At 71.8% G+C, this 21,631-nt stretch carries 21 protein-coding genes; 13 read left to right on the forward strand and 8 right to left on the reverse strand.

All coding sequences use genetic code 11. The features are described 5' to 3' along the window. Window positions 1–70: 70 nt before the first annotated feature. The gene (locus tag ACIPWY_RS38480) at window positions 71–1,006 is read right to left on the reverse strand and encodes a M56 family metallopeptidase (RefSeq protein ID WP_362910085.1); all 936 of its coding nucleotides are present in this window, start codon (window positions 1,004–1,006) and stop codon (window positions 71–73) included. Between the two features lie 154 nt (window positions 1,007–1,160). Then, window positions 1,161–1,718, reverse strand: coding sequence for a DUF5134 domain-containing protein (locus tag ACIPWY_RS38485; protein WP_401536895.1), 558 nt, complete (start codon window positions 1,716–1,718; stop codon window positions 1,161–1,163). A gap of 271 nt (window positions 1,719–1,989) precedes the next feature. Here ACIPWY_RS38485 and ACIPWY_RS38490 point away from each other — a divergent pair, with 271 nt between their 5' ends. Together ACIPWY_RS38490 and ACIPWY_RS38495 are read left to right on the forward strand one after the other, a co-directional pair. Next, on the forward strand, window positions 1,990–3,807 hold the full coding sequence (locus tag ACIPWY_RS38490; protein WP_401536897.1) for an FUSC family protein: 1,818 nt from the start codon (window positions 1,990–1,992) through the stop codon (window positions 3,805–3,807). After that, complete coding sequence (locus ACIPWY_RS38495) at window positions 3,804–4,334, forward strand: MarR family transcriptional regulator (RefSeq protein ID WP_362910079.1); 531 nt, start codon at window positions 3,804–3,806, stop codon at window positions 4,332–4,334. Before ACIPWY_RS38490 ends, ACIPWY_RS38495 begins: the two co-directional genes overlap by 4 nt. 179 nt (window positions 4,335–4,513) lie before the next feature. Here ACIPWY_RS38495 and ACIPWY_RS38500 read toward each other — a convergent pair whose 3' ends face one another. Continuing rightward, complete coding sequence (locus ACIPWY_RS38500) at window positions 4,514–5,293, reverse strand: FadR/GntR family transcriptional regulator (protein WP_362910077.1); 780 nt, start codon at window positions 5,291–5,293, stop codon at window positions 4,514–4,516. Between the two features lie 142 nt (window positions 5,294–5,435). On the opposite strand from ACIPWY_RS38500, the gene ACIPWY_RS38505 reads away from it, so the two are divergent. From ACIPWY_RS38505 to ACIPWY_RS38530, 6 genes are read left to right on the forward strand one after another with little or no spacing between them, the layout of a single operon-like run. Next, on the forward strand, window positions 5,436–6,671 hold the full coding sequence (locus ACIPWY_RS38505; protein WP_401536899.1) for a M20 family metallopeptidase: 1,236 nt from the start codon (window positions 5,436–5,438) through the stop codon (window positions 6,669–6,671). Beyond that, window positions 6,668–8,116 carry an aldehyde dehydrogenase family protein gene (locus ACIPWY_RS38510; RefSeq protein WP_393705701.1) on the forward strand — a complete coding sequence of 483 codons (1,449 nt, stop codon included), beginning with the start codon at window positions 6,668–6,670 and terminating at the stop codon, window positions 8,114–8,116. Before ACIPWY_RS38505 ends, ACIPWY_RS38510 begins: the two co-directional genes overlap by 4 nt. Window positions 8,117–8,153: 37 nt before the next feature. Then, window positions 8,154–8,942, forward strand: coding sequence for an SDR family NAD(P)-dependent oxidoreductase (locus tag ACIPWY_RS38515; RefSeq protein WP_393705700.1), 789 nt, complete (start codon window positions 8,154–8,156; stop codon window positions 8,940–8,942). 55 nt (window positions 8,943–8,997) lie between these two features. Next, window positions 8,998–9,351 (forward strand): DUF3311 domain-containing protein, encoded by a 354-nt coding sequence (locus tag ACIPWY_RS38520; protein ID WP_362910069.1) that lies wholly within the window; start codon window positions 8,998–9,000, stop codon window positions 9,349–9,351. After that, window positions 9,348–10,865, forward strand: a complete 1,518-nt coding sequence (locus ACIPWY_RS38525) for a sodium:solute symporter (RefSeq protein ID WP_393705699.1) — start codon at window positions 9,348–9,350, stop codon at window positions 10,863–10,865. Before ACIPWY_RS38520 ends, ACIPWY_RS38525 begins: the two co-directional genes overlap by 4 nt. A gap of 16 nt (window positions 10,866–10,881) precedes the next feature. After that, window positions 10,882–13,200, forward strand: a complete 2,319-nt coding sequence (locus tag ACIPWY_RS38530; RefSeq protein ID WP_393705698.1) for a penicillin acylase family protein — start codon at window positions 10,882–10,884, stop codon at window positions 13,198–13,200. Window positions 13,201–13,208: 8 nt separating this feature from the next. On the opposite strand, the gene ACIPWY_RS38535 is transcribed toward ACIPWY_RS38530, so the two are convergent. Further along, on the reverse strand, window positions 13,209–14,591 hold the full coding sequence (locus ACIPWY_RS38535; RefSeq protein ID WP_393705697.1) for an NAD(P)/FAD-dependent oxidoreductase: 1,383 nt from the start codon (window positions 14,589–14,591) through the stop codon (window positions 13,209–13,211). A gap of 148 nt (window positions 14,592–14,739) precedes the next feature. Between ACIPWY_RS38535 and ACIPWY_RS38540 the strand changes: the two genes are divergently transcribed. Beyond that, a complete protein-coding gene (locus ACIPWY_RS38540; RefSeq protein ID WP_362910062.1) occupies window positions 14,740–15,102 on the forward strand; it encodes a VOC family protein in 363 nt (120 codons plus the stop codon). Window positions 15,103–15,128: 26 nt separating this feature from the next. Here ACIPWY_RS38540 and ACIPWY_RS38545 read toward each other — a convergent pair whose 3' ends face one another. Further along, window positions 15,129–15,515: a glyoxalase superfamily protein gene (locus ACIPWY_RS38545; protein WP_362910060.1), complete on the reverse strand. Its 387-nt coding sequence runs from the start codon at window positions 15,513–15,515 to the stop codon at window positions 15,129–15,131. Window positions 15,516–15,594: 79 nt separating this feature from the next. On the opposite strand from ACIPWY_RS38545, the gene ACIPWY_RS38550 reads away from it, so the two are divergent. Then, window positions 15,595–16,146, forward strand: coding sequence for a GNAT family N-acetyltransferase (locus ACIPWY_RS38550; RefSeq protein WP_362910058.1), 552 nt, complete (start codon window positions 15,595–15,597; stop codon window positions 16,144–16,146). A gap of 37 nt (window positions 16,147–16,183) precedes the next feature. Here ACIPWY_RS38550 and ACIPWY_RS38555 read toward each other — a convergent pair whose 3' ends face one another. From ACIPWY_RS38555 to ACIPWY_RS38565, 3 genes are all read right to left on the reverse strand, one after another. Then, window positions 16,184–16,867: a glycerophosphodiester phosphodiesterase family protein gene (locus tag ACIPWY_RS38555; protein ID WP_362910056.1), complete on the reverse strand. Its 684-nt coding sequence runs from the start codon at window positions 16,865–16,867 to the stop codon at window positions 16,184–16,186. A gap of 79 nt (window positions 16,868–16,946) precedes the next feature. Next, window positions 16,947–17,072, reverse strand: a complete 126-nt coding sequence (locus ACIPWY_RS38560; RefSeq protein ID WP_362910054.1) for a hypothetical protein — start codon at window positions 17,070–17,072, stop codon at window positions 16,947–16,949. A gap of 86 nt (window positions 17,073–17,158) precedes the next feature. Next, window positions 17,159–17,743: a PadR family transcriptional regulator gene (locus tag ACIPWY_RS38565; RefSeq protein WP_362910053.1), complete on the reverse strand. Its 585-nt coding sequence runs from the start codon at window positions 17,741–17,743 to the stop codon at window positions 17,159–17,161. A 154-nt stretch (window positions 17,744–17,897) separates the two neighbouring features. Here ACIPWY_RS38565 and ACIPWY_RS38570 point away from each other — a divergent pair, with 154 nt between their 5' ends. From ACIPWY_RS38570 to ACIPWY_RS38580, 3 genes are all read left to right on the forward strand, one after another. Continuing rightward, complete coding sequence (locus tag ACIPWY_RS38570; protein ID WP_362910051.1) at window positions 17,898–19,037, forward strand: LLM class flavin-dependent oxidoreductase; 1,140 nt, start codon at window positions 17,898–17,900, stop codon at window positions 19,035–19,037. A 125-nt stretch (window positions 19,038–19,162) separates the two neighbouring features. Continuing rightward, complete coding sequence (locus ACIPWY_RS38575) at window positions 19,163–20,107, forward strand: alpha/beta hydrolase (RefSeq protein ID WP_393705722.1); 945 nt, start codon at window positions 19,163–19,165, stop codon at window positions 20,105–20,107. Between the two features lie 82 nt (window positions 20,108–20,189). Beyond that, a complete protein-coding gene (locus tag ACIPWY_RS38580) occupies window positions 20,190–21,608 on the forward strand; it encodes a DUF6421 family protein (protein ID WP_362910047.1) in 1,419 nt (472 codons plus the stop codon). Window positions 21,609–21,631: the final 23 nt, after the last annotated feature.

Below are 21,631 nucleotides of genomic sequence, written 5' to 3' on the forward strand. Positions count from 1 at the left end.
AGATCCTCACCCATGGACGGTGCCGGTGGCCATCATGCGGAGCGGACGAGTCCGGCTCGGGCCGCGTCGGTCAGCCCAGCGCGCGCAGGCCCGGCACGAAGGTCACCAGGAGCGGCACCACCGGTACGAGCGCGGCGGCGGCGGTCAGGCGGAGGCGCCGGCCGGGGGTGAGCCGTCGCGGCGGGGTCAGCAACCGGTGCACGCGCTGCGGCACATGGGCCAGCGGTGTGGGGCAGGGGCCGAACACCCCGCGGTCCTCGTTGAGTTCGACCAGGGCGAGGGCTATCGTCAGCCGACCGAAACGGCGCGACGCCATGTCGTCGGCGGACAGTTCGACGAGCCGGTGCATCTCGTCGCGGAACGCGGCGAAGACCGGAACCTGCGGGAATCCGGTGGCCAGCGCCCCCGAGCAGTGCAGCAGCCAGTCGTGCCGCCACTGTGCGTGCCCCATCTCGTGCGCCAGGACCGCGTCCAGCTGACGGCCTTTGAGGCGGCGCAAAGCGGCCGTGGTGATGACCAGTTGAGGCGCAGCGCCCGGGAGCCACCAGGCGTCGGGGCGTTCACCTTCGAGGACGACGAGACGGTCGCTGCCCGGTTCCTCGCCCGGCAACAGCGGGGAACGCACCAGGAGTTCGGCGCGCCGCTGACTGCGCCTGGCCCGCGAACGGAAGATCTCCCGGGCAAGCATCGCCGCGGTCCACAGGCCGCCGAGTGCGAGCGTCACGGCCAGCGTCGCCGCCCACCCGCCGGCCGCCCCGAGCGCGTACGCGTCGACGACGGCGTGCGGGGCGGACGCGAACACATGGCCGCGGACGAACTGCCAGGCGGCGGCCGCGCTCAGCGTCATCGACAGAGCGCAGCACAGGAGGACACCGGCCACCACGCACTGCCACACCCACAGGGCGACCACCGGCTCGCGCTCCGGCCAGTCGGCCCGCGCGAGGAGGCGCGGGGCGACGACAGCGGCGAGGGTGCCGAGCAGCAGCAGTGCTACGGGGACCGTCATGGCCTCAGCCTATGAGCCGGGGCTACCGGAGGGTACGGGCTGTCGCGTCAAGTGACGTACGCCACGGTTTTGAACGGGCAGTTGTCCGTAATGGAGCAGTTTCCCTGAGCGGCTGTTCGGTCTACCCGGTCAGGAGCCTGTCAGCCTGTCCGGTCTACATGGTCAGGAGCATCGCGACCATGCCGATGCCCATCGCGAGACGGCAGGCCCGTGCCAGTTCCGGGCGGTCGCCCCATCCGGACACCTGCGGGCCGCCCCCGGTCGCCGCCACCGGAGCCACCGGCACCAGCCGCGCCCCCGACCACAGCACATACCCCGCGAAATAGAGCAGGAGCAGTCCGGTCACCAGCGGTGTGCCCGCCCCTCCATGACCCGCGTGGCCGCTCGGCGCCGCGGCCATCGCCACCGCCATGTACGCCATGGCGAACGCGCCCACCAGGTGGTGCAGGTGGTGCGTGCCCGAACGGGCCGCCCACAGTGTGCGCAGCGCCGCGGCTCCGAAGACGAGCGCGTATGCCACCCAGGCGGCACGCGGAGGTGTGACCGCCGCGGCGGGTATCGCCATGAGAGCCATGCCGAACCCCATGAGGGCCTCGCCGCCCGCCGTGCGGCGCTGCTCCTCGACCCTGCTGCGCATCCGCAGCAGGCAGTACGCCCCCGTCGCCGCGCACAGCACGACGAGCAGCCAGGCGGCCGAGCCCGGTCCGTGCACGCGAACCTCCCCAGTCGAATCCCGAACCCCGAACCCCGAACCCTGAACGTGGAAAACGCCGAACAGTGAGCGCGCGAACGGCGAACGCCGTACCGCGTCGGGGACGAGATGCCCGTGCGCGGCGGGGCGCAATCGAGCGCAGGGGAGCACTGGGCGCGTTCGGCAGTGCGACCGTGCGCGGGTGCTGCGCGGTCGGCGGACCGGCTGGTCCGTGGCCGGGTGCCGGCCGTACAGAAAGTTTTCGGGTAAAACACTTGCTAAACTTCTCCGTATGAGCAGCTCAGTACCCCCCACGCCACCTCCCGCACCGTCTGCGTCCCCGTCCCCGTCCAGGCCCCGGTCCGTCCCTCGGCTCCCGCTCGCGGGGGTGCTGCGCCTCAACAAGCCGTCCGACATCTGGTTCAAGCCCGCGACCAGCGTCGTCGTGTCCGCGGCGGTGCCGAACCTGACGCTGTTCGCCCTCGGCCGCCTCGACCTCGCGATGTACACGATGGCCGGGTCGCTGTGCGCCCTCTACGCCCACAACCTGCCGTACGCGGCACGTGCCCGGGCCCTCGCCTGGGTCGTCCTGGGCATGCTCGCGAGTCTCGCCGTGGCCCTGCTCGCCGCCTCGCTGACCTCGTCGGCGGCCGTGCTCGTGGCCGTCGGCGCGCTTCTCGCCGCCGCCCAGAAGACCCTGTGCGACGCGACCCGCATCGGCCCGCCCGGTCACCTGATCCTCACCTTCATCAGTTCCGCCAGCCTCTTCGCCCCACAGACCCTGGGGCAGATACCCGGTCACCTCGCCCTGACCGCCGGTGCGGGCGCCGTGGCCTGGCTCGTCGGCATGGCCCCCGCCCTCGTACGCCCCCACGGCCCGGAGCGGCGCGCCACCGCCCGCGCCCTGAACGCCGCCGCCGTGTACGTGAGCGCTCCCGAGGGGGCGCGCGGGCGTGCCCGCGCGGGAGCCGCCGCCGCTGTGCACGCCGCCTGGCAGTCCCTCCTCGCCACCGGTGACCGCGGCGCCGCCCGCCGCGGCCTGGAGCGCCTCGTGGTCCGCGCCGAGGTCGCCCTCGCCGCCCCCGCCGACACCGACGCCGCACTCCTGCGCGACTGGGCCGCCGGCCTGAGCGGCACGGGCCCCGTCCCGCGCCCGGCCCGCCACGACGGCATCAGCGCCACCATCAACACCAAGAACGCCACCACCAACACCATTAGCTCCAACGACATCGACGACGAGGTGCTCGGCATCGAGGCCGAACTCGCCTTCGGCAAGCCGTCGTTGTGGCGCAGGCTCGCCCCCGGGTCCCCTCTTCTGCCGGTCGCCCTGCGTACCGCCGTCGGCTGTGCCCTCGCCGGATACGGGTCCCTCGCCCTCGGTATCGGCCGCCCGTACTGGGCCCTGGTCACCGCGGCCTCGCTCTATCAGGCCAACGTCACCCTCACTTGGAACCGCACCGTCCAGCGGGTGGCCGGCAATCTCGCCGGAGTGCTCGTCTTCGCCGCCGTGGTGCCCCTCGCTCACGCCGGCCAGATCTTCGTCGTGCTGTTCTGCCTGCTCTTCAGCTTCGGCGCGGAGGCGTTCATCTCCCGCAACTACTGGCTCGGCAGCGTCTGTGTGACCCCCATGGCGCTGCTGATCACCGAGTTCGCCAGGACGCAGGAGGCCGGCGAGCTCATCACGGACCGGGTCGTGGACACCCTCGTAGGGGCGCTGCTCGGCATCATCGCGGCCGTGATCGTCACCAACCGGCGCGCCGCCGATCACATCGAACTCGCCCTCGATGCGACCGACAGCGCCCGCGAGGCCGCGGAGCGCACCCTCGCCGACCCGCGTCCGGAGCCCGGCGCGCTGGAGTCCGCGCGCCGCCGGCTCGCGACCGCCCTCGTCGAACTGCGCGCCGCAGACGACACCGCGGCCGGCGAATGGTGGCAGCGCGCCCTGCCCGAGGAGCGTGTGGTCACCGCCGAGCGGGCCGGACACCGTACGCTCGCGGCGACGGTCCTACGCGGGACGCCGCGGACCGTCGGGAACCCCGAGAACGCACACGAGCACAACGCAGACGAGCACAGGGGCGGTACGGACGCCCGGGAGAACACACGAGCATGACGACACGGAACGGCAGGGCGACGGCGGACGACACCGTCGCCGCGGTGGTGCACCAGTGGCAGACGGTCCGCCCCGACATCGACACCGGGCCCATGGAGGTCATCGGGCGGATCAACCGCTGCGCCGCCCTGCTCCAGCAGGCCGAGGACGCCCCGCTGCGCCGCGCCGGGCTGACCCGCGCCGAGTTCGACCTGCTCGGCGCGCTCCGCCGCACCGGCCACGAACTCACCCCGGGCGATCTCGCGCGGGAGACGTTCTCCTCGGGCGCCGCCGTCACCAAGCGGCTCAAGCAGCTTCAGGAGCGCGGCCTGGTCGACCGGCGCGGCGACACCCGCGACCGGCGCGTCTCCCACCTCAGCCTGACCGACGCCGGCCGCGAGTTGGTCGACGCGCTGCTGCCCGACCAGCTCGCGTACGAGAAGACGGTGCTGTCCGGTCTCGGTGGCGACGGGCAGGGTCAACTCAGCGTCCTCTTGGGCGAGTTGCTCAGTCAGCTCGAAGGCCGCCCGGGTGGTCCGCGCGCCTGATCCGCCCCCCGAACCGGAGCGGATGCGGGACGTGCTCGCCGGTACGGGGATTCACGCCGACGACGGGCCTCCCCATGTCTGCGTGCGGCCAGGTCACGTGGTGAGCACGGGCGTCGACTGTCGCAGGGCAGGGCGACTCCTGTCCGCCTCCGCCTCCCCCTAGCCGTCGTCGGAAGCCGCTACTCCGTCGGGTCCTCCACCGCCGCCGCGAGCAACCGCCGCGTCTCCGGCTCCACGTGGTCGGCGTAGTACGCGTACAGCGCCTCACGGCCGAGCCGGGCCGCGCGCGGCGCGTCGCCGGAACTGATCGCGTCGAGCACCTGTCGGTGGTGGGTGACCGAGCGCTCCATCCAGGTGGCGGTGTCCGTAGCGCCCGCGATCTTCTCCTCGATGATCCCGACCACTGCTTCGTGCACCGCGCGGGCGCACAGCCCGAGCAAGGAGTTGCCGCTCGCCTCTGCGATGGCCCGGTGGAAGAGGGCGTCCGCCTCGCTGAAGGCGTGCAGGTTTCCCCGCGACGACGCGCCGAGGCGCTCCATCCGGTCTATCTGCTCCCGCATGCGGGCCAGGTCGTCGGGGGTGTGCAGGCGGGCGGCGAGCCGGTTGCTCTCCGCGTCGAGCACCATGCGGAACTGCACCAGTTCGCCGAGCGAGGCGATCCGGGAGCGGGTCAGGCGGCTCAGAGCCTGGCTGAGGTTGTCGGGGGAGACGCCGAGGACCTCGGCGCCGAGCGGGTCGCCGGGCCGTGAGCGGATCAGGCCCGCCGACTGGAGCACGCGCAGGGCCTCGCGGACCGTGGAGCGGCCCACGTCGAAGCGCACGACGAGTTCGCGCTCCGCAGGGAGCCGGGAGCCGGGCGGCAGGTCGCCGCTGAGGATGCGCTCCTCGATCTGCTGGGCCACCCGCTGGTAGGCGCGGACCGGCTTGACCGGCTGGAAGAGATCGTCGTCGGGCGCCATGGGCCTCTCCGTGTCGGGCCGTTACGCCGGAGTGAATCCATGATCCGGCCAGTGACCCGGGCGTGAACGTGGGGGCAGAGTACGGGAAATCAACTGGTCTGACCAGTCGACTGGCCTCGTGGCCGACCGACTTGGAGGTTCCATGCGTTCCCGCTCAACAGCCCTGCCCGTCCCCGTGACCGACGCCGAGGCCGCGGTCGCCCTCACCCAGGAACTCGTGCGGTTGCGCACCGTCAACGCCGCGGGAGCCGCCGAGGTGGAGCGCCCCGCCGCCGACCTCGTCCAGCGGCTCTTCACGGAGTTCGGCTGGACGTACGAGGTGGTGGAGGTCGTCCCCGGGCGGCCCAACACCGTCGCGGTGGTCGAGGGCGGCGGCGGGGACGGCCCCACGCTCATGTTCGAGGGGCACATCGATGTCGTGACCGAGGGCGACACGGACGACTGCACCGTCGATCCCTACGGCGCGGAGATCCGCGACGGAAAACTGTGGGGGCGCGGCTCCGCAGACATGAAGTCCGGTGTCGCCGCCATGATCTACGGAGTCCGTGCCCTTCAGCTGGCCGGACCCTTCCCCGGCCGCATCGTCGTCGGTGTGCTCTGCGACGAGGAGGGGCTGATGCTCGGCGCGAAGGCGTTCGCCGCTACGGAACTCGCCCGCGAGGTCGACGGTGTCATCGTCTGTGAACCCGAGGGCTACGAGGTGTGCACCTCGGCGCGCGGCGGCATCCGCCTCCGTCTCGACCTGCACGGCGTGATGGCCCACGGCGCCATGCCGCAGGAGGGCAGGAGCCCGATCGTCGCCGGTGCCCGCATCGTCGAGGCGCTCGCAGGCGTGCAGGAGTGGGCCGAGGCGCGCTACGGCGAGCACCCCCACGCCGGCCGCGTCACCGTCACCCCGACCGTGCTCCTCGGCGGGGACCCCGACCAGCTCAACGTGATCCCCGCGCACGGCGTCGTCGGCATCGACGTACGGACCGTCCCGGGCACCGATCACGCCGAACTCATCGAGCATGTCCGCGAGTTCGCGGAACGGGTGGCCTCCGGTGTGGGGGTTTCCGTCGACCTCACCGTCGTCGACGACCGGCCCGCCATCGAGATCCCCGAGGACCACCCCGTGGTCACCGCCCTCGTCGACGCGCACCGCCAAGTACACGGCCAGGCACCTGCGTTCGGAGCCGTGCCCGGTACCACCGACGGCACCGTCCTGACCCGCGACGCCGGTCTCGCCACCGTCGTGTACGGCCCGGGCGGCAAGTGGATCGCGCACCAGGCCGACGAGTACGTCGAGGTGCGCGAGATCGCCGAGTACACGCGCGTGTACGCGGCCGCCGCGCAGGCATTCCTCACCACCCGTACGGATGGGGGAGCGGCGCGATGACGTCTCCGCGAGAACTGCCCTCGGGCCTGCCGGTCGGGGACGACTGGGTGCCCGCGCCCTCGCGACAGTCCGTCGTCTTCCCGTACGACGGCAGCGAGTTCGCCTCGGCGCCCGTCGGTGACGCGGACCTCGCGCGGCGCGCCGTCGAGCACGCCGCCGGGCTGCGCAGACAAGTCGCCGCCCTGTCGGCGAGGGTGCGGCGGGACGTGCTCGCCGGCGTCGCGGCCGACCTGGAACGCCTCGCGTCCCGGATGGCGGAGCTGCTCGTCCTGGAGACCGGGAAGCCGCGCGTCGACTGCGACATCGAGATGCAGCGCGCCGCCGCGACCTGGCGGGCCGCCGCCGACGAGGTGGCCCACCTGCACGGCGAGACCGTCCCGCTGGACCTCCAGGCCTCCGGCGACGGCATGTTCGGGTTCTGGACGCGCAGGCCCATCGGGGTCGTCGTCGGAATCGCCGGCTTCAACTACCCCGTGCTCCTCGCCTCCCATAAGATCGCACCGGCGCTGGCGGCGGGCTGCCCGGTGATCGTGAAGCCCGCACCGGCGACCCCGCTCGCCACCCTCTGGCTCACCCACCTCGTCCGTGAGCGCCTCGCCGCGGCGGACGCGCCGACCGGAGCGGTCCAACTCGTCACCGGTGACACCGAGGTGGGCCGCACCCTCACCACGCATCCCGAGGTCGCGGCGGTCTCCTTCACCGGCTCCGCCACGGTCGGGCACCGCATCGCGCGCGACGCTGCGCCCCGCAAGGTCGTCCTCGAACTCGGATCCAACGCGGCGCTCGTCGTCGCGGCGGACGCCGACCTCGACGCCGCCGCCGACGCCGTGGCCCGAGGCGGCTACTACGCGTCCGGGCAGGCCTGCATCTCGGTGCAGCGGGTCATCGCCGTCCAGGAGATCGCCGGCGCCCTGGAGAAGAAGATCGCCGAACGGCTGCCCGACGTCGTGGTCGGCGACCCGCGCGACACCGCCACCCGCGTCTCCGCCCTCATCGACGAAGCCGCCACCGAACGCGTCCTCGACTGGATCGGGCGGGCCAGGGCGGCAGGTGCCCGGGTCGTCGCGGGCGGCGGCCGCACGGACGCGAGGTGCCTGGCCCCGACCCTGCTCGCGGAGGTCCCCGACGGCGAACCCGCCTGGGACGAGGAGGTGTTCGGGCCCGTCGTGTGCCTGCGCTCCGTCCCCGGCCTCGACGCCGCGTACGACCTGGTCAACGCGAGCCGGTACGGGCTGCACGCCGCGGTCTACACCCGCGACCTCGGCGCCGCCTTCCGCGCGGTCGACGCGCTCGACGTCGGCGGCGTCGTCATCAACGAAGTCCCCGGCTACCGCAGCGACATCGCCCCCTACGGAGGCGTCAAGGACTCCGGCGCCGGACGCGAAGGGCCACGGTTCGCCATCGAGGAGCTGACGGTGACACGGATGGCCGTCATCCGCCCCTGACGGATCACCTCAGCAGACAGAAAGGCAGCAGCACTTCATGGACTACGCGAATCTGTTCCGGCTCGACGGCAGGCGCGTCGCGGTCGTCGGCGGCGCGAGCGGCATCGGCCGTGAGGCCGTCCGCGCACTCGTCGCCCAGGGCGCCGACGTCGTGGTGGCCGACCGGGACGAGAAGGGCGCCGAGGACACCGTCGCCCTGGCCCGCGCGGACGCGGACCGGGCGGGCACGGCGTCCGCGTACGCCCTCGACGTCCTGGACCCCGAGGCGATCCGCGCCGCCGCCGACGCGTGGGGCCCCCTCGACGCGCTCGTCGTCACCGTCGGCGCCAACGTCCGCAAACGCATCGCCGACTACACGCTCGACGAGTTCGACCGCGTCATCGCCCTGAACCTGCGGGCCTACGTCAGCCTCGTCCAGGCCTTCGCCCCCGGCATGGCGGAGCGTGGCCGCGGCAGCGTCGTCGGCTTCGCCTCCATGCGGGCCTTCCAGGTGGAGCCGGGACAGAGCGTGTACGCCGCGTCGAAGGCCGGCCTCATCCAGTTCCTGCGCACCGCCTCCGCCGAATGGGGTCCGCGGGGCGTGCGGTTCAACGCCGTCGCCCCCGGCGTCGTCCGTACCCCGCTCACCGACCAGATCGCCGCGGACCCCGCCTGGTACGAGGCCTACGCCCAGGCCTCCGCGCTCAAGCGCTGGGCCCGCGCCGACGAACTCGCCGGTGCCGTCGCGTACTTGGTCTCCGACGCCTCGACGTACGTCACCGGCGCCGTCCTGACCGTCGACGGCGGCTGGACCGCGGTCGACGGCCGCTACGACCCCGCGCTCTGAACGACCCCGCAGCCCTTACCCCCTCCCCAGAACCGCCCACCCCTCAAGGAAGTCCATGCCCCCCACAGACCCAGCCGCCGGCCGCTCCCCGGAGCCGGAGCCGGAGCCGGAGCCGGAACCCGAACCGGCCCCGCTCGTCGCCGACCCCCTCGAAGGACTCCCCACCCTCGGAGGTCAGACCCGCCGCTCCCTCTGGATGCTGCTCGTGCCCGTCGTCCTCTACGGCGCCGCGCCCTTCGTCGCCAACCGCATCGAACCCCGCATCCTGGGCGTCCCGTTCCTGCTGGCCTGGGTCGTCGCGGCCACCGTCATCAGCCCCGTCGCCATCTGGCTCGTCGCCCGCTTCGACCCGGCGTACCGCACCGGCGCCGTCGAACCCGTCCCCGCCGACGAGGAAGGCACCCGATGAGCGGCTCCGCGACCGTCGCGACGACCGTGTTCGCCCTGGCCATGGTCGCCACCATCCTGATCGGCGTGCTCAGCGCGCGCGGCCGGTCCAAGGGCCTCGCCGAGTGGTCCGTGTCCAGCCGCGGCCTCGGCGTGATGTTCATCTGGCTCCTGATGGCCGGCGAGACGTACACCAGCTTCTCGTTCCTCGGGACCGCAGGCTGGTCGTACTCGTTCGGCGCGCCGATCCTCTATCTCGTCGCCTACCTCACCGTCGGCTTCGCCGTCGCCTACGTCGTGGGCCCCGCCCTGTGGACTTACGCCTCCCGGCACAGCCTCATCTCGATCGCCGACATCGCCGAATTCCGGTTCCGCTCAAGGCCGTTGGGGATCCTCGTCGCCGTCGTCGGGACCGTGTTCCTCGTGCCGTACATCCAGGTGCAGATCCAGGGCATGGGCGTCGTCGTCAACGCGATGACGTACGGGAACGTCGACCTGAACGTCGCCGCCGTCATCTCGTTCGTCGTCGCCGAGGTGTTCATCCTCGTGTCGGGGCTGCGCGGCTCCGCCTGGGTGAGCGCGCTCAAGGACGTGCTCGTGATCCTCGCGGTCGTCTTCCTCGCGGTCTACATCCCGATGCACTACCTCGGCGGATTCTCCGACTTCATGCAGCGCATGGTCACCGAGAAGCCCGAGTGGCTCACGTTCCCCGGGCACGCGTCCGGCGGGCGCGACGCCGCCTGGTTCCTGAGCACCGTCGTCCTGAACGCCGTCACCATCACCATCTTCCCGACCACCGTGGCCGGTTACCTCAGCGCGAAGAGCCCCAACGCGCTGCGGCGCAACGCCCTGCTGCTGCCGTGGTACCAGCTGCTCCTGTTCGTGCCGATGATGGTCGGCGCCACCGCGCTGTTCGTGCTGCCGACCCTCGGCAACCCCGACCTCGCCCTGTTCCGCCTGGTCACGGACTCGCTGCCGTCGCCCGTCGTGGCGGTCATCGGCGTCGCGGGCGCCCTGTCCGCGATCGTGCCGATGAGCGTCTTCATGCTGTCCATCGGCACCCTGTGGGGCAAGACCGTCCTCGGCGGCGGCAACGGCGCCGACCCGGGCCGGCCGCGGCCGGCCGTCACCGACGAACAAGACCTGCGCACCAAGCGCCTCTCCCAGGCGGTCTGCGTCCTCGCGGGCCTCATCGCGCTCGGCGGCAGCCTCTTCTACCCCAACACGCTCGTCCAGCTTTCCGTCCTGTCCTACGAGGGCCTGGCCCAGCTCGTGCCCGTCGTACTGCTCTCCCTGTTCTGGCGGCGGATGACGGCCCGCGCCGGGGTGTCCGGCATGCTCGTCGGGCTCGCCGTGATGACGGCGCTGTGGGCCAGTGACAACGATCCGTGGCACGGCGTCAACGGCGGCATCATCGCGCTGGCCGCGAACCTCCTGGTGACGTTCGCGGTCACCCGCGCGACGCCGGACCCGAGCACCCCCGCCCCGCCACGCCCCCGGCTGAAGCCGGGAGTATCCACGAAAGGCCTCCGATGATGACGGTGACATACCGGTGAACGCACGAGCAGCGACGGCATTCGAGGTCCCCGGCCTCGCCGAACCCGTCGAGATACTCGTCGACCGGTGGGGCGTCCCTCACCTCTACGCCGACTCGCAGGACGACCTGTTCCTGGCGCAAGGGTTCAACGCGGCCCGCGACCGCCTCTTCCAGCTCGACCTGTGGCGCCGCCGCGGCCTCGGCCTCCTGTCCGAGGTGTTCGGCGAGCGCTACGTCGAACACGACCGCGCCGCCCGGCTGTTCCTCTACCGCGGCGACATGGCCGAGGAGTGGAGCGCGTACGGCGAGGACACCGAACAGATCAGCACGGCGTTCGTGAACGGCATCAACGCCTACATATCCCTATGCGGCCACGACCCCTCCCAACTCCCGCCGGAATTCGCCACCTTGGGCTACGAACCCGGGTACTGGGACCCCTCGGACGTCGCCCGGATCCGCAGCCACGGACTCCAGTACAACCTCCACGACGAGGTCGCCCGCGCCCTCACCCTGCGCGACCACGGCATCGGCGTGGAAGACCTGCGCCGCCGCCGCGAACCCGCCCCGCACCACCTCACCGTCCCCGAGGGCCTCGACCTGAGCGTCATCCCGGACGACGTGCTGCGCGTCTACGACCTCGCGACGGTCCCGCCCTGGCCGGACGCCGCCGCCCTCCACGGCATCGAAGGCTCCAACAACTGGGTGCTCGCGCCGTCCAGGACCGCCACCGGCCGCCCCATCCTCGCCAACGACCCGCACCGCGCGGTCACCCTGCCCGCCCTGCGCTACATCGCGCACCTGACCGGACCCGGCATCGACGTCATAGGCGCGGGCGAGCCCGCCCTGCCCGGCCTCTCCATCGGCCACAACGGGAACATCGCGTTCGGCTTCACGATCTTCCCGATCGACCAGGAGGACCTGTACGTCTACGAGACCGACCCCGACGACCCCCGCGCCTACCGCTACCGAGGCGGCTGGGAAGCCATGACCCGCGTCACCGAGACCATCCCGGTCAAGGACGGAGAGCCCGTCGAGACCGAGCTGTGGTTCACCCGGCACGGCCCCGTCATCCACGAACACCCCACGCGCGACGCCGCGTTCGCCGTCCGCGCCGCCTGGCTCGGACCCGGCATGGCGCCCTACCTCGGCAGCACCGGCTACATGCGGGCCGAAGGCCCCGACGCCTTCCTCGCCGCCCTGCGCCACTGGGGCGCGCCCGGCGAGAACCAGGTCTACGCGGCACCCGACGGCACGGTCGGCTGGCGCCCCGCGGGCCGCGTCCCGGTCCGCCCGAACTGGGACGGCACCCTCCCCGTGCCCGGCGACGGCCGCTACGAGTGGGACGGCTTCCTCGACCCGGACGCGCTGCCCGCCGAACGCGACCCGGAACAGGGCTGGTTCGCCACCGCCAACCAGATGAACCTGCCGCCCGGCCACCCGAACGACCGCGACACGGTCACGTACGACTGGTACGCCCCCACCCGCCATCAGCGCATCGCCGAAGAACTCGACGCGCGCGCGAACTGGACGGTCGAGGACTGCGTACGGCTCCAGACCGACACCGTGAGCCTGCCCGCGCGCCGCATCGTGCCGCTGCTCGCCGGAACGACCAGTGACGACCCTCTGACGGTGCAGGTCATCGGCCTTCTGCGGGACTGGGACGCCGACCTCACGGCGGACTCACCGGCCGCCGTGCTCTTCGAGATCTGGTACCGCCGCCACCTGCGCCCCGCCGCCTTCGGCAAGGCGCTGCGCGACCTCGTCCCGGAGGCCGAACACGCGGCGGCCCTCGCCCGGATCCTGCCGCCCGACGACCCCACCTCCGACCCCCGCGTCGACCTGGACCTGCTCACCGGCGAGGACACCGCCCTCGCACGCGGCGACCTCCTCACCACCCTGGCCGCCGCGGTCACCGAACTCTCCGGCCTCCTCGGCCCCGACCCGGCCGCATGGACCTGGGGCGCGCTCCACCACGCCCGCGTGTACCACCCGGTGACCGCGCTCCACGACGGGCCGCAGCCGCCCTGGGCGTCCGTCGGTCCCGCCCCGCGCGGCGGCAGCGGCGACACGGTGGGCGTCGCGCCGTACGGCCCCGACTTCCGCCAGACGACCGGCGCCACCTTCCGCCTCGTCGTCGACGTCGGCTCCTGGGACGACTCGGTGGCCATGAACTCACCGGGCCAGTCCGGGAATCCGGACAGCGAGCACTACAGCGACCTGTTCGCCACCTGGGCCGCCGACGGCTCCTTCCCCCTCCTGTACAGCCGCGAGGAGGTCGAGAAGCACACGGCGCGCACGATCACCTTGCGCCCGCCCGCGCCGGGCCCCGCGTAACAGCCGCCCTACGAGATCTCGGGCGCGGCTGTCGAACGGCTCTCGACGTGCGCCGTCACCATCGCGCGCACTTCCTCCGGCGTCAGATACGCGTCCGTCTTCTCGAAGTCCTTCAGCGTCGCGGGCCGCTGCGCCTGGAACCCCGTACGCACGAAGTCGTCACCGGCGACCGCGTTGAGCCCCCAGTTCGCCGCCGTACGGAACCGCGCCGTCCCGGTGCGCAGCGCCCCCAGGTGATAAGCCCGCGCGACGACCTGGGCGGGCAGCCCGGTCAGCTGCACACCCAACGGCTTGGACACCGCCTGAATCCCACCGAGGTCGACCACGAGCCCCAGGTCCTTGTGCCGATACGGGGCCAGGGGCAGGCCGTGCAGCGCGGCGGCCACGTTCTTCGCGGCGGCCCAGCCCTGTCGCATGGCGTGCTGCGCGGTCGGCGGGCAGATCGCGTCGGCGCCCTTCTCCAGGTCCGGCACGGCGGCCGCGTCACCCAGCGCGAACACGCCGTCGAGCCCCGGCACCGTCAGATCGGACTCCACCACGAGCCGGCCCCGGTTCGTCTGCGCGTTCAGCGTCGCGATCAGCGGACTCGGCGCGACACCCGCCGTCCAGATCAGCGTGCGGCACGGCAGCACACGGCCGTCGGTCAGCGTCACCGTGTCCTCGGTCGCCTTCGCCACGGACACCCCGAGCGACACATGCAGCCCGCGCCGCTCCACGATCGACAGGGCCTTCTCGCCGAGCCGGTCACCGAGCTCGGGCATCAACTTGGTCGCGATGTCGACGAGATGCCACTTGATCTGCGCCGGGTCGAGCCCTCGAAGACGCTTGGCCGCCGCGGTGGTCAGACGTTGCAGATAGGCGGCCGTCTCCGTGCCGGCGTACCCGCCGCCCACCACCACGAACTGCAGCCGCGACTCCCGCTCGGCGGGGTCCGTGCTGGCCGCGGCCAGGTCGAGCTGCGAGATGACGTGGTCGCGGATCCAGGCCGCCTCCGCGAGCGTCTTCACGCCGACGGCGTACTGGTCCACCCCGGGGATGTCGAACTGCCGCGTGACGCTGCCCGGCGTCAGGACCAGGTAGTCGTAGCGCTCCACCACCGTCTCGCCGTTGATCTTCCGTACGACGACGGCCTTCGCCTCGGGGTCCACACCCACCGCGCCGCCCGGCACGATGCCGGTGTGCCGCAGCATGCGGCGCAGCGGCACGGCCACCGACTGCGGTGTCAGGACGCCAGAAGCGACCTGGGGGAGCAGCGGCAGGTACAGCTGATGGTCGAACGGACTGACCAGCCTCAGCTGCGCCTCCCCCGGCTTGAGGATCTTCTCCAGCTTGTGCGCGCACTCCATGCCGGCGAATCCGCCGCCGACGATCAGGATCCGAGGAGCTGCCATGTGATGTCTCTCCAGGGTCGGGCTCATCCGGACGCGAAGGGGGACCGGTCTCCGGCCATCCCGCTCATCCTCTTCCGCGTGCACGTGCCGCGCACGCCGAACGTGTACTTCCGCTCGCGTACCCCGGAAGCCGCCCCCGGCATACCTCATGCAGTCGGATGCCGTAGGAATCACGGGCCGTCAGCCCCTCCCTGCCGTTGAGGTGAACTTCGAGGCCGGGACGACTCGGCGCTCGGCCAGTTCTGGGCAGAGGCACTCGGCCGGGGTCTTTCCAGCGAAGGGCCCGGAGCCACCACCTGGAACCCATGGGCTTCGACTGGCCGGACCCGTCCGCCGTCTGCGTCGATCTCGTCCGCGTCCCGGACCCGGAGACGGTGAAGTACCGCGTGCACATCGCGCCCGGCTCGAAGGTCTCGGCGCGACGCGGGCCGACGTGGGGCAGGGTGACGTCTCCTGGGTCGTCCTGGCCGACCCGGAGGACAACGAGTTCTGCGTCCTCGGCCGGGGCTGAGGCGGAACTCCGTCCGGGGCTCTGGGCTACGGGCGGTACCGCAGCGGATGGTCCGCCGGAACCTCGCAGACGACGATTCTGACTCCGTCCGGATCCGAGATCCACATCTCGATCAGCCCCCACGGCTCCTTGACCGGCGGCCGGAGCACCTCGACGCCGCGCGCCGTCAGCTCCTCGTGCGCGGCCGCTACGTCCGCGACCTGGAGCCACAGCTGGAGACCCGGCGACGGCGGCGCCTCCGACCGGCCGGACACCTCCAGGAAGCCGCCCCCGAGGAAGTAGACGGTGCCGCGCTCCGGCCCCGTCCCGAACTCCCGGTACACGGCGAGACCGAGCGCCCCACCGTAGAAGGCCCGCGACCGCTCGGGATCGGTGGGGCGAAGTAGCGTCCTGCTGCTCAGTACGTGAACCATGCGAACGCAGCGTAGAGGCTCGGCGTTAGGCTCGACGGCGCCCGCGCCGAAAGCCGTGCACGAGATCGGAGACCGTCCCATGTCCATCGCACCCCGCCCCACGACCGGCGACCTCGCCTTCCGGGACGCCACCGACGCCGATGTCGACGTGCTCGTCGAGCTGATCGAGTCGGCGTACCGCGGGGACTCCAGCCGCACCGGCTGGACCACGGAGGCGGACATCCTGGAGGGGCAGCGCACCGACCCGCAGGGTGTCGCCGACGTCATCAAGTCGCCGGACAGCCGGCTGCTCACCGTCGAACGCGACGGCGTGGTCGTCGCCTGCTGCCAGCTGGAGCACCGCGGGAAGCACGCCTACTTCGGCATGTTCGCCGTGAGCCCGGCCCTGCAGGGCGCGGGGCTCGGCAAGGTGATCATCGCGGAGGCGGAGCGCACCGCGCGCGAGGCGTGGGGCGTGCGCGAGATGCACATGACGGTGATCTCCGTACGCGAGGACCTCATCGCCTGGTACGAGCGCCGGGGCTACCGCCGTACGGGAGAGATGACCCCCTTCCCGTACGGCGACGAGCGCTTCGGTATCCCGCAGCGGGACGACCTGCAGTTCGAGCTGCTGGTCAAGTCCCTCGGCTGACCGGCGGTCCCGCCGCGCGGCTTCCGGCCGGGGTGCGTCAGGCCGTGAAGCGGCCGGTCCGTTTGATCTCCGGGTAGTCGGTCGTCGCGCCGTCCAGGCCGAGTGCCCGCACCAGGCGCAGATCGTCCTGCGTGTTGACGACCCAGCCGATGATCCGCAGGTCCGCCTTGCGGGCCCGCTCGACGATCTCCTGCGTCAGGCGCCGGATGTTGAGGACCAGGGACGTGGCGCCGACGGCGGTGGCCCGCTCCACCACGTCGGTGCCGTAGCGGCTGGCCACCAGCGCCGTACGCACGCCCGGCACCAGCCGGGCGATCTCGGCGACGGCCTCGTCGTGGAACGAGATCACCTCGACGCGGCCCACCAGATCACGGCGCTGCATGACCTCGGCGAGGGCGCGCGCCGCGGCGACGTCCTTGATCTCGGCCTGGAGCGGCGTGGAGACGGCATCGAGGACCTCCTCGAAGACCGGCACTCGTTCGCCGCGCCCCGCGTCCAGAGCGCGCAGCTCGGCGAGGGTCTTGTCGGCGATGGGACCCCGGCCGTCCGTCGTGCGGTCGACGTCGGCGTCGTGCATGACGACGAGGGCGCCGTCCTTGCTCAGATGCAGATCGAGTTCGATGAGGTCGAGGCCCGCGTCCTGCGCGGCGACGAAGGACCGGAGCGTGTTCTCGGGTTCGACACCCATGACTCCGCGATGCCCGATGGTGAGGAAGTTCAAGATCGTCTCGCTTCCGTCGACGGCGGCTCGGCATCCGCGCGAGGTCGTATTCGGGCTCGTCGCGCGGCACGGCCGAAGCCTAACGGCCCGTCTCCACGATGGGACCGCTCCGACGCGAGGGAGTGGAGTCGTCCGCTCTGGTTGCGGTGATTCCCAGGACCAGTCCGGTGACGACGGCGGCGACCAGGACGGTACGGATGCTCACGGTCAGGGCTCCAGTCGGGCGCAGGGGCAGGGAAGGGGCGGGGACCGGTCCGTCCTACCGCCTTCGGCAGCCTGCCGCGGGAAGCGTCACCCGTGGGTGGGCGAGTTTCCGGGCGGTTGACCGGGCGCCGCGTCCAGGTCGTCCAGCATGGCCTCGGCGAGTTCGACCTCGGCCGCGAGCCGCCGCTCGCTCCAGCGCAGCGCGATCTGCGGATGGGCCCATGCCTCCACCCCGTCGGCCCGCTGGAGCGCGTCCCTGACCTCCTTCAGCTCGCCCTTCGTGCGGGCCACGTGTTCCGTCACGAGGCCCCGCAGATGCTCCGGCGCGGCGAGATGCCCGAGCCACACACGCAGCAGCACGGGGTGCTTGAGCACCGGCGTGCCGAGGCCCTGTCCACCTCCGGCCCACACCGCGAGCGCCCCTCGCCCCTCCTCGGTGATCGCGTACATCCGTTTGGCCCGCGGCTCCGTGGTCCCGGAGTGCAGTGACGTGACGTATCCCAGTGACTCGAGGCGGCGCAGCTCGGCGTAGATCTGGCTGATGGCGGGCGACCAGTAGAAGAACCGCAGGGAGGCGTCGGCCCACTTCTTCAGCTCGTATCCGGTCCGCTGCCCGGGGAAGGACAGCAGCCCGAGGACGGCCCAGGCGGTCGGTGGTAGCTCGTCTGCCATGCGCCGCATTGAAGTGACGGGGGCCGGTCACCGCAAGACCCCCGGCACGCGCGTTGTCGCCGAATCTCGTCGTCGGGCTTGCCGCGTCGGCATCTGACGGTTAGTCATATACCTATCCGGAACAATGCGCGTGGCTCAACTCCCTGGAGGCAACGTGAAGTTCTCCGTCATCTTCGAGGCGCAGCTCGCCGATCCCACCGTCGAACACGAACACCAGGTCATCCACGACTGCGTGGAACAGGCAGTCCTCGCCGAGGAGATGGGCTTCGACCGGATCTGGGCCGTCGAGCACCACTCCCTCAAGTGGTACGCGCACATGTCGGCCCCGGAGATCTTCCTGACCTGGGTCGCCGCCCGCACCCGCACCATCCGGATCGGGCACGGCGTCGTCTGCATGCCCTTCAACTTCAACCATCCGGTGCGGGTCGCCGAGCGGGCCGCCATGCTCGACCTGCTCTCCGGGGGCCGCCTCGATCTCGGTGCGGGCCGTGGCGGCACCGAGCAGGAGACGTCTTTGTGCGGTGTCGACAAGGACCGGACGACGCAGGAGGTCGAGGAGGCGCTGCGGATCATCGGGAAGGCCTGGGAGAAGGACGAGCTCGAACACCACGGGAAGCTCCTCGACATCGATCCGCACCCCGTCCTGCCCCGCCCGAAACAGACGCCCCACCCGCCCCTCTTCCTCGCCTGCAGCCGCACCGAAACGCTCACACAGGCGGCCGAACTCGGCATCGGCGCCCTGGTGATGGGCTTCGCGGGCCCCGAGTCGATCGCCGGCATGCGGCGCGCCTACGACGACGCGATCGCCGCCCGTACCCCCGACCGCTTCGTCTCCGGTGTCGTCAACGACCACTTCTCCGTCCTGTGCCCGACGATCGTCCTGGACGACGGTGAGACGGCCCGGAACATCGGCATCCGCGGCCAGCGGTTCTTCGCGCAGTCCATCGGGCACTGGTACGGGGGCGCGGGCGTCCCCGACGAGGCCGTGGTGGAGGGCGCCGACGAGGCGGCCGACATGCGCAGGGCCGCCGAGCAGGTCGTGGCGCGGCTCCACGAACACCAGATCCCGGTACGTCCCACCGCGACGGCCACCTTCAACGCCGACCACGCCTACGGCACCGCCGACGACGCCATCGGCTACGTCGAGCGCCTGCGCGACGCGGGCGCCGACGAGATCATGTGCCTCGTCCAGATGGGCACGGTCCCCCAGGAGGCGTGTCTGGAGACATTGCGGCAGTGGGGCGAGAAGGTCATCCCGCACTTCCGCGCCCAGGAGCAGGCGGTGTCCGCATGAGCCCCACGCCCGAAGACCGCCCCGCATCCGAGGACCGCCCTGCATCCGAGGGTCGCCGCACTTCCGAAGACCGTCCCGCATCCGAGGACCGCCTTGCGCCCGATGCCCGCGCCCTGGTCGACGCGATGGCCGCGTTCTTCCCCGACCTCGGCGGCGCCGTCACGGACGCGGCCGAGGCCCGCCGCATCCTGGCCACGGCGCCCGCGTCACCGCTCCCGCCGCCGGTCGTCGGCTCGGTCGAGGACCGGGACATCCCCGGCCCCGACGGAGCGCCCCGGATCCCCGTACGGATCTACCGCCCGGACCCCGACGACGCGCCGGGCCCGCGGCCCACCGTCGTCTTCCTCCACGGGGGAGGGTGGGTGATCTGCGGCCTGGACAGCCATGACTCCACCGCCCGCGGGCTGTGCCGCGAGGCGGGCGCCGTGGTCGTCTCCGTCGACTACCGGCTGGCCCCCGAGTCGCCGTTCCCGGCCGCCGTCGACGACGCGTACGCGGCGCTGTGCTGGGCGGCCGACCACCACGCGGCACTGGGCGGCGACGCCGGCGCCCTGGTCGTGGCGGGCGACAGCGCGGGCGGCAACCTCGCCGCCGTCATCTGCCTCCTGGCCCGGGACCGGGGCGGCCCGCACATCGCGCTCCAGGCCCTCGTCTATCCGGCCACCGACGCCCATCAGCCGACCGAGTCGTTCGCGCGGAACGCCGACCGCTATTTCCTGACGGCCGCGCACTGCCGCTGGTTCGTCGAGCAGTACCTCGGCCCGGACGGTGACCGGTCCCACCCGCACGTCTCGCCGCTCCTCGCCGACCTCGCCTCGCTGCCGCCCGCCCACATCGTGACCGCGGGCTGCGACCCGCTGTGCGACGAGGGCCTCGCCTACGCGGCAGCCCTGCGCGAGGCGGGCTCCGAGGTCACCGAGAGCCACTTCCCGGGGATGTTCCACGGCTTCTTCGGATTCCCCGAGCTGCTCGACGACGCCCGTACCGCCGTGGCGGATGTGGCGAAGGCCATCGTTTCAACCGCGTCAGGCAGGAAAAACGACGGTGAACCAGGGGGTCACGCAGGATAACTTCCTCCCGACTCCCCTTGTGGTGGAGAACCTCGTCCCCTTACGGTGTCCATACGCGAGGTTCTCCCGTGGAGGATGGGTAATGACGGAAATTCTTGTGCAATCGGGCGTGGAGGGGAAGGTTCCTCCGGAGAAGGCCGGGGGGAGCCCCGAAAGCAGGGTGGTCGAGCACCCCGCGTGGCCCGTGCTCAAGGCCGCCGTGGAGGAGGTCCGTCCCTGGCAGCAGAAGGACGGCTCCATCGACTTCGCCGCCGACGGTGCCCCGTCGAAGGCCGTCGCCGAGCTCACGCTCGACCGCGTCATATCCGCCGTCGAGCAGCTCTCCCCGCTGCTCCCGCACGACGCCGCGTACCACTCGGCGCTCGTCGCCGACCTGCGCCGCTGGGCGGAGGAGGGCTTCCGGATCCCCGACTTCCTGGACTCGCTGCTGGCCTTCCAGCCCGCCGCGCACCGCGAGGACGGACTGCAGCACCTGGTCGTCTTCCCGATGTACACGCAGAACGGCAATCCGGACCGCAATCTGGAGGCCGTCGTCCTGCGCATGGTGTGGCCCGAGTGGCTCGCCGAGCTGGAGGCGACGCGCTACGACAACCCGCTGTTCTGCGGGATCACCTTCGAGGACTTCACCGCCGGTTACGACACGAACTCGGCCGTGCTCTTCCCGGAGACCATCGCCGTACGCGAGGCGCCGGAGCGCTTCTCGTGGGGTGGCATCTTCTGCGACCGCGAGGCCGCGCGCTTCCGGGCCGTCACCGAGGCGTCCGTCGGCATCCTCGGGCTGGATCTGCCCGAGGACATCCGCGAGATGGTCTCCGACCAGGACCGCTGCCAGCAGGCGTTTGTCCTGTGGGACATGGTGCACGACCGCACCCACAGCCACGGCGACCTGCCGTTCGACCCGTTCATGATCAAGCAGCGCCAGCCGTTCTGGATGTACGGCCTCGAAGAGCTCCGCTGCGACCTCACCGCCTTCAAGGAGGCCGTGAAGCTGGAGGCCGACGGCTTCCCGCAGGGCCGCGACGTGCAGTACGCCGTCCTCTTCGACCGCATGTTCCGCTTCCCCGTCACGGGCGAGCGCGTGCGCAACTACGACGGACTCGGCGGCCAGCTCCTCTTCGCGTACCTGCACAAGCACGATGTGGTGCGCTGGACCGACAACAAGCTCCAGATCGACTGGGAGCGCGCCCCGCAGGTCACCAACCAGCTGTGCGCCGAGATCGAGAAGCTGTACCGCGACGGCATCGACCGCCCGAAGCTGGTGCACTGGTTCGCCGCGTACGACCTGGTGTCCCAGTACCTCTCCCCGCACCCCGGCTCCCGCTGGGCCAAGGGCCCCGACGCCCTTGACCTGAGCCTGCCCCCGCGCAAGCTCGTCGACGACGTGCTTCCGGACGAGTTTCCGCTCAGCATGTTCTATGAGGCACTGTCCAAGAAACTGAAGAACGTGATCGCCTCCACCAAGGGGATCACCGCTGCGGGCGCCGAGCGGGCCGCCGCGTGAGCGCTCGCGACGAGGAGGCGACG

It is taken from the genome of Streptomyces sp. NPDC090032, assembly GCF_044748025.1.
Classification (GTDB): domain Bacteria; phylum Actinomycetota; class Actinomycetes; order Streptomycetales; family Streptomycetaceae; genus Streptomyces.

Excerpts from the sequence above, each read along its gene's own strand:
- ACIPWY_RS38480 (WP_362910085.1), bottom strand. The coding sequence starts at position 1,006 with ATGACGGTCCCCGTAGCACTGCTGCTGCTCGGCACCCTCGCCGCTGTC.
- ACIPWY_RS38490 (WP_401536897.1), top strand. The coding sequence starts at position 1,990 with ATGAGCAGCTCAGTACCCCCCACGCCACCTCCCGCACCGTCTGCGTCC.
- ACIPWY_RS38495 (WP_362910079.1), top strand. The coding sequence starts at position 3,804 with ATGACGACACGGAACGGCAGGGCGACGGCGGACGACACCGTCGCCGCG.
- ACIPWY_RS38500 (WP_362910077.1), bottom strand. The coding sequence starts at position 5,293 with ATGGCGCCCGACGACGATCTCTTCCAGCCGGTCAAGCCGGTCCGCGCC.
- ACIPWY_RS38505 (WP_401536899.1), top strand. The coding sequence starts at position 5,436 with ATGCGTTCCCGCTCAACAGCCCTGCCCGTCCCCGTGACCGACGCCGAG.
- ACIPWY_RS38510 (WP_393705701.1), top strand. The coding sequence starts at position 6,668 with ATGACGTCTCCGCGAGAACTGCCCTCGGGCCTGCCGGTCGGGGACGAC.
- ACIPWY_RS38515 (WP_393705700.1), top strand. The coding sequence starts at position 8,154 with ATGGACTACGCGAATCTGTTCCGGCTCGACGGCAGGCGCGTCGCGGTC.
- ACIPWY_RS38520 (WP_362910069.1), top strand. The coding sequence starts at position 8,998 with ATGCCCCCCACAGACCCAGCCGCCGGCCGCTCCCCGGAGCCGGAGCCG.
- ACIPWY_RS38525 (WP_393705699.1), top strand. The coding sequence starts at position 9,348 with ATGAGCGGCTCCGCGACCGTCGCGACGACCGTGTTCGCCCTGGCCATG.
- ACIPWY_RS38535 (WP_393705697.1), bottom strand. The coding sequence starts at position 14,591 with ATGGCAGCTCCTCGGATCCTGATCGTCGGCGGCGGATTCGCCGGCATG.
- ACIPWY_RS38540 (WP_362910062.1), top strand. The coding sequence starts at position 14,740 with ATGCAGTCGGATGCCGTAGGAATCACGGGCCGTCAGCCCCTCCCTGCC.
- ACIPWY_RS38545 (WP_362910060.1), bottom strand. The coding sequence starts at position 15,515 with ATGGTTCACGTACTGAGCAGCAGGACGCTACTTCGCCCCACCGATCCC.
- ACIPWY_RS38550 (WP_362910058.1), top strand. The coding sequence starts at position 15,595 with ATGTCCATCGCACCCCGCCCCACGACCGGCGACCTCGCCTTCCGGGAC.
- ACIPWY_RS38565 (WP_362910053.1), bottom strand. The coding sequence starts at position 17,743 with ATGGCAGACGAGCTACCACCGACCGCCTGGGCCGTCCTCGGGCTGCTG.
- ACIPWY_RS38575 (WP_393705722.1), top strand. The coding sequence starts at position 19,163 with ATGGCCGCGTTCTTCCCCGACCTCGGCGGCGCCGTCACGGACGCGGCC.
- ACIPWY_RS38580 (WP_362910047.1), top strand. The coding sequence starts at position 20,190 with ATGACGGAAATTCTTGTGCAATCGGGCGTGGAGGGGAAGGTTCCTCCG.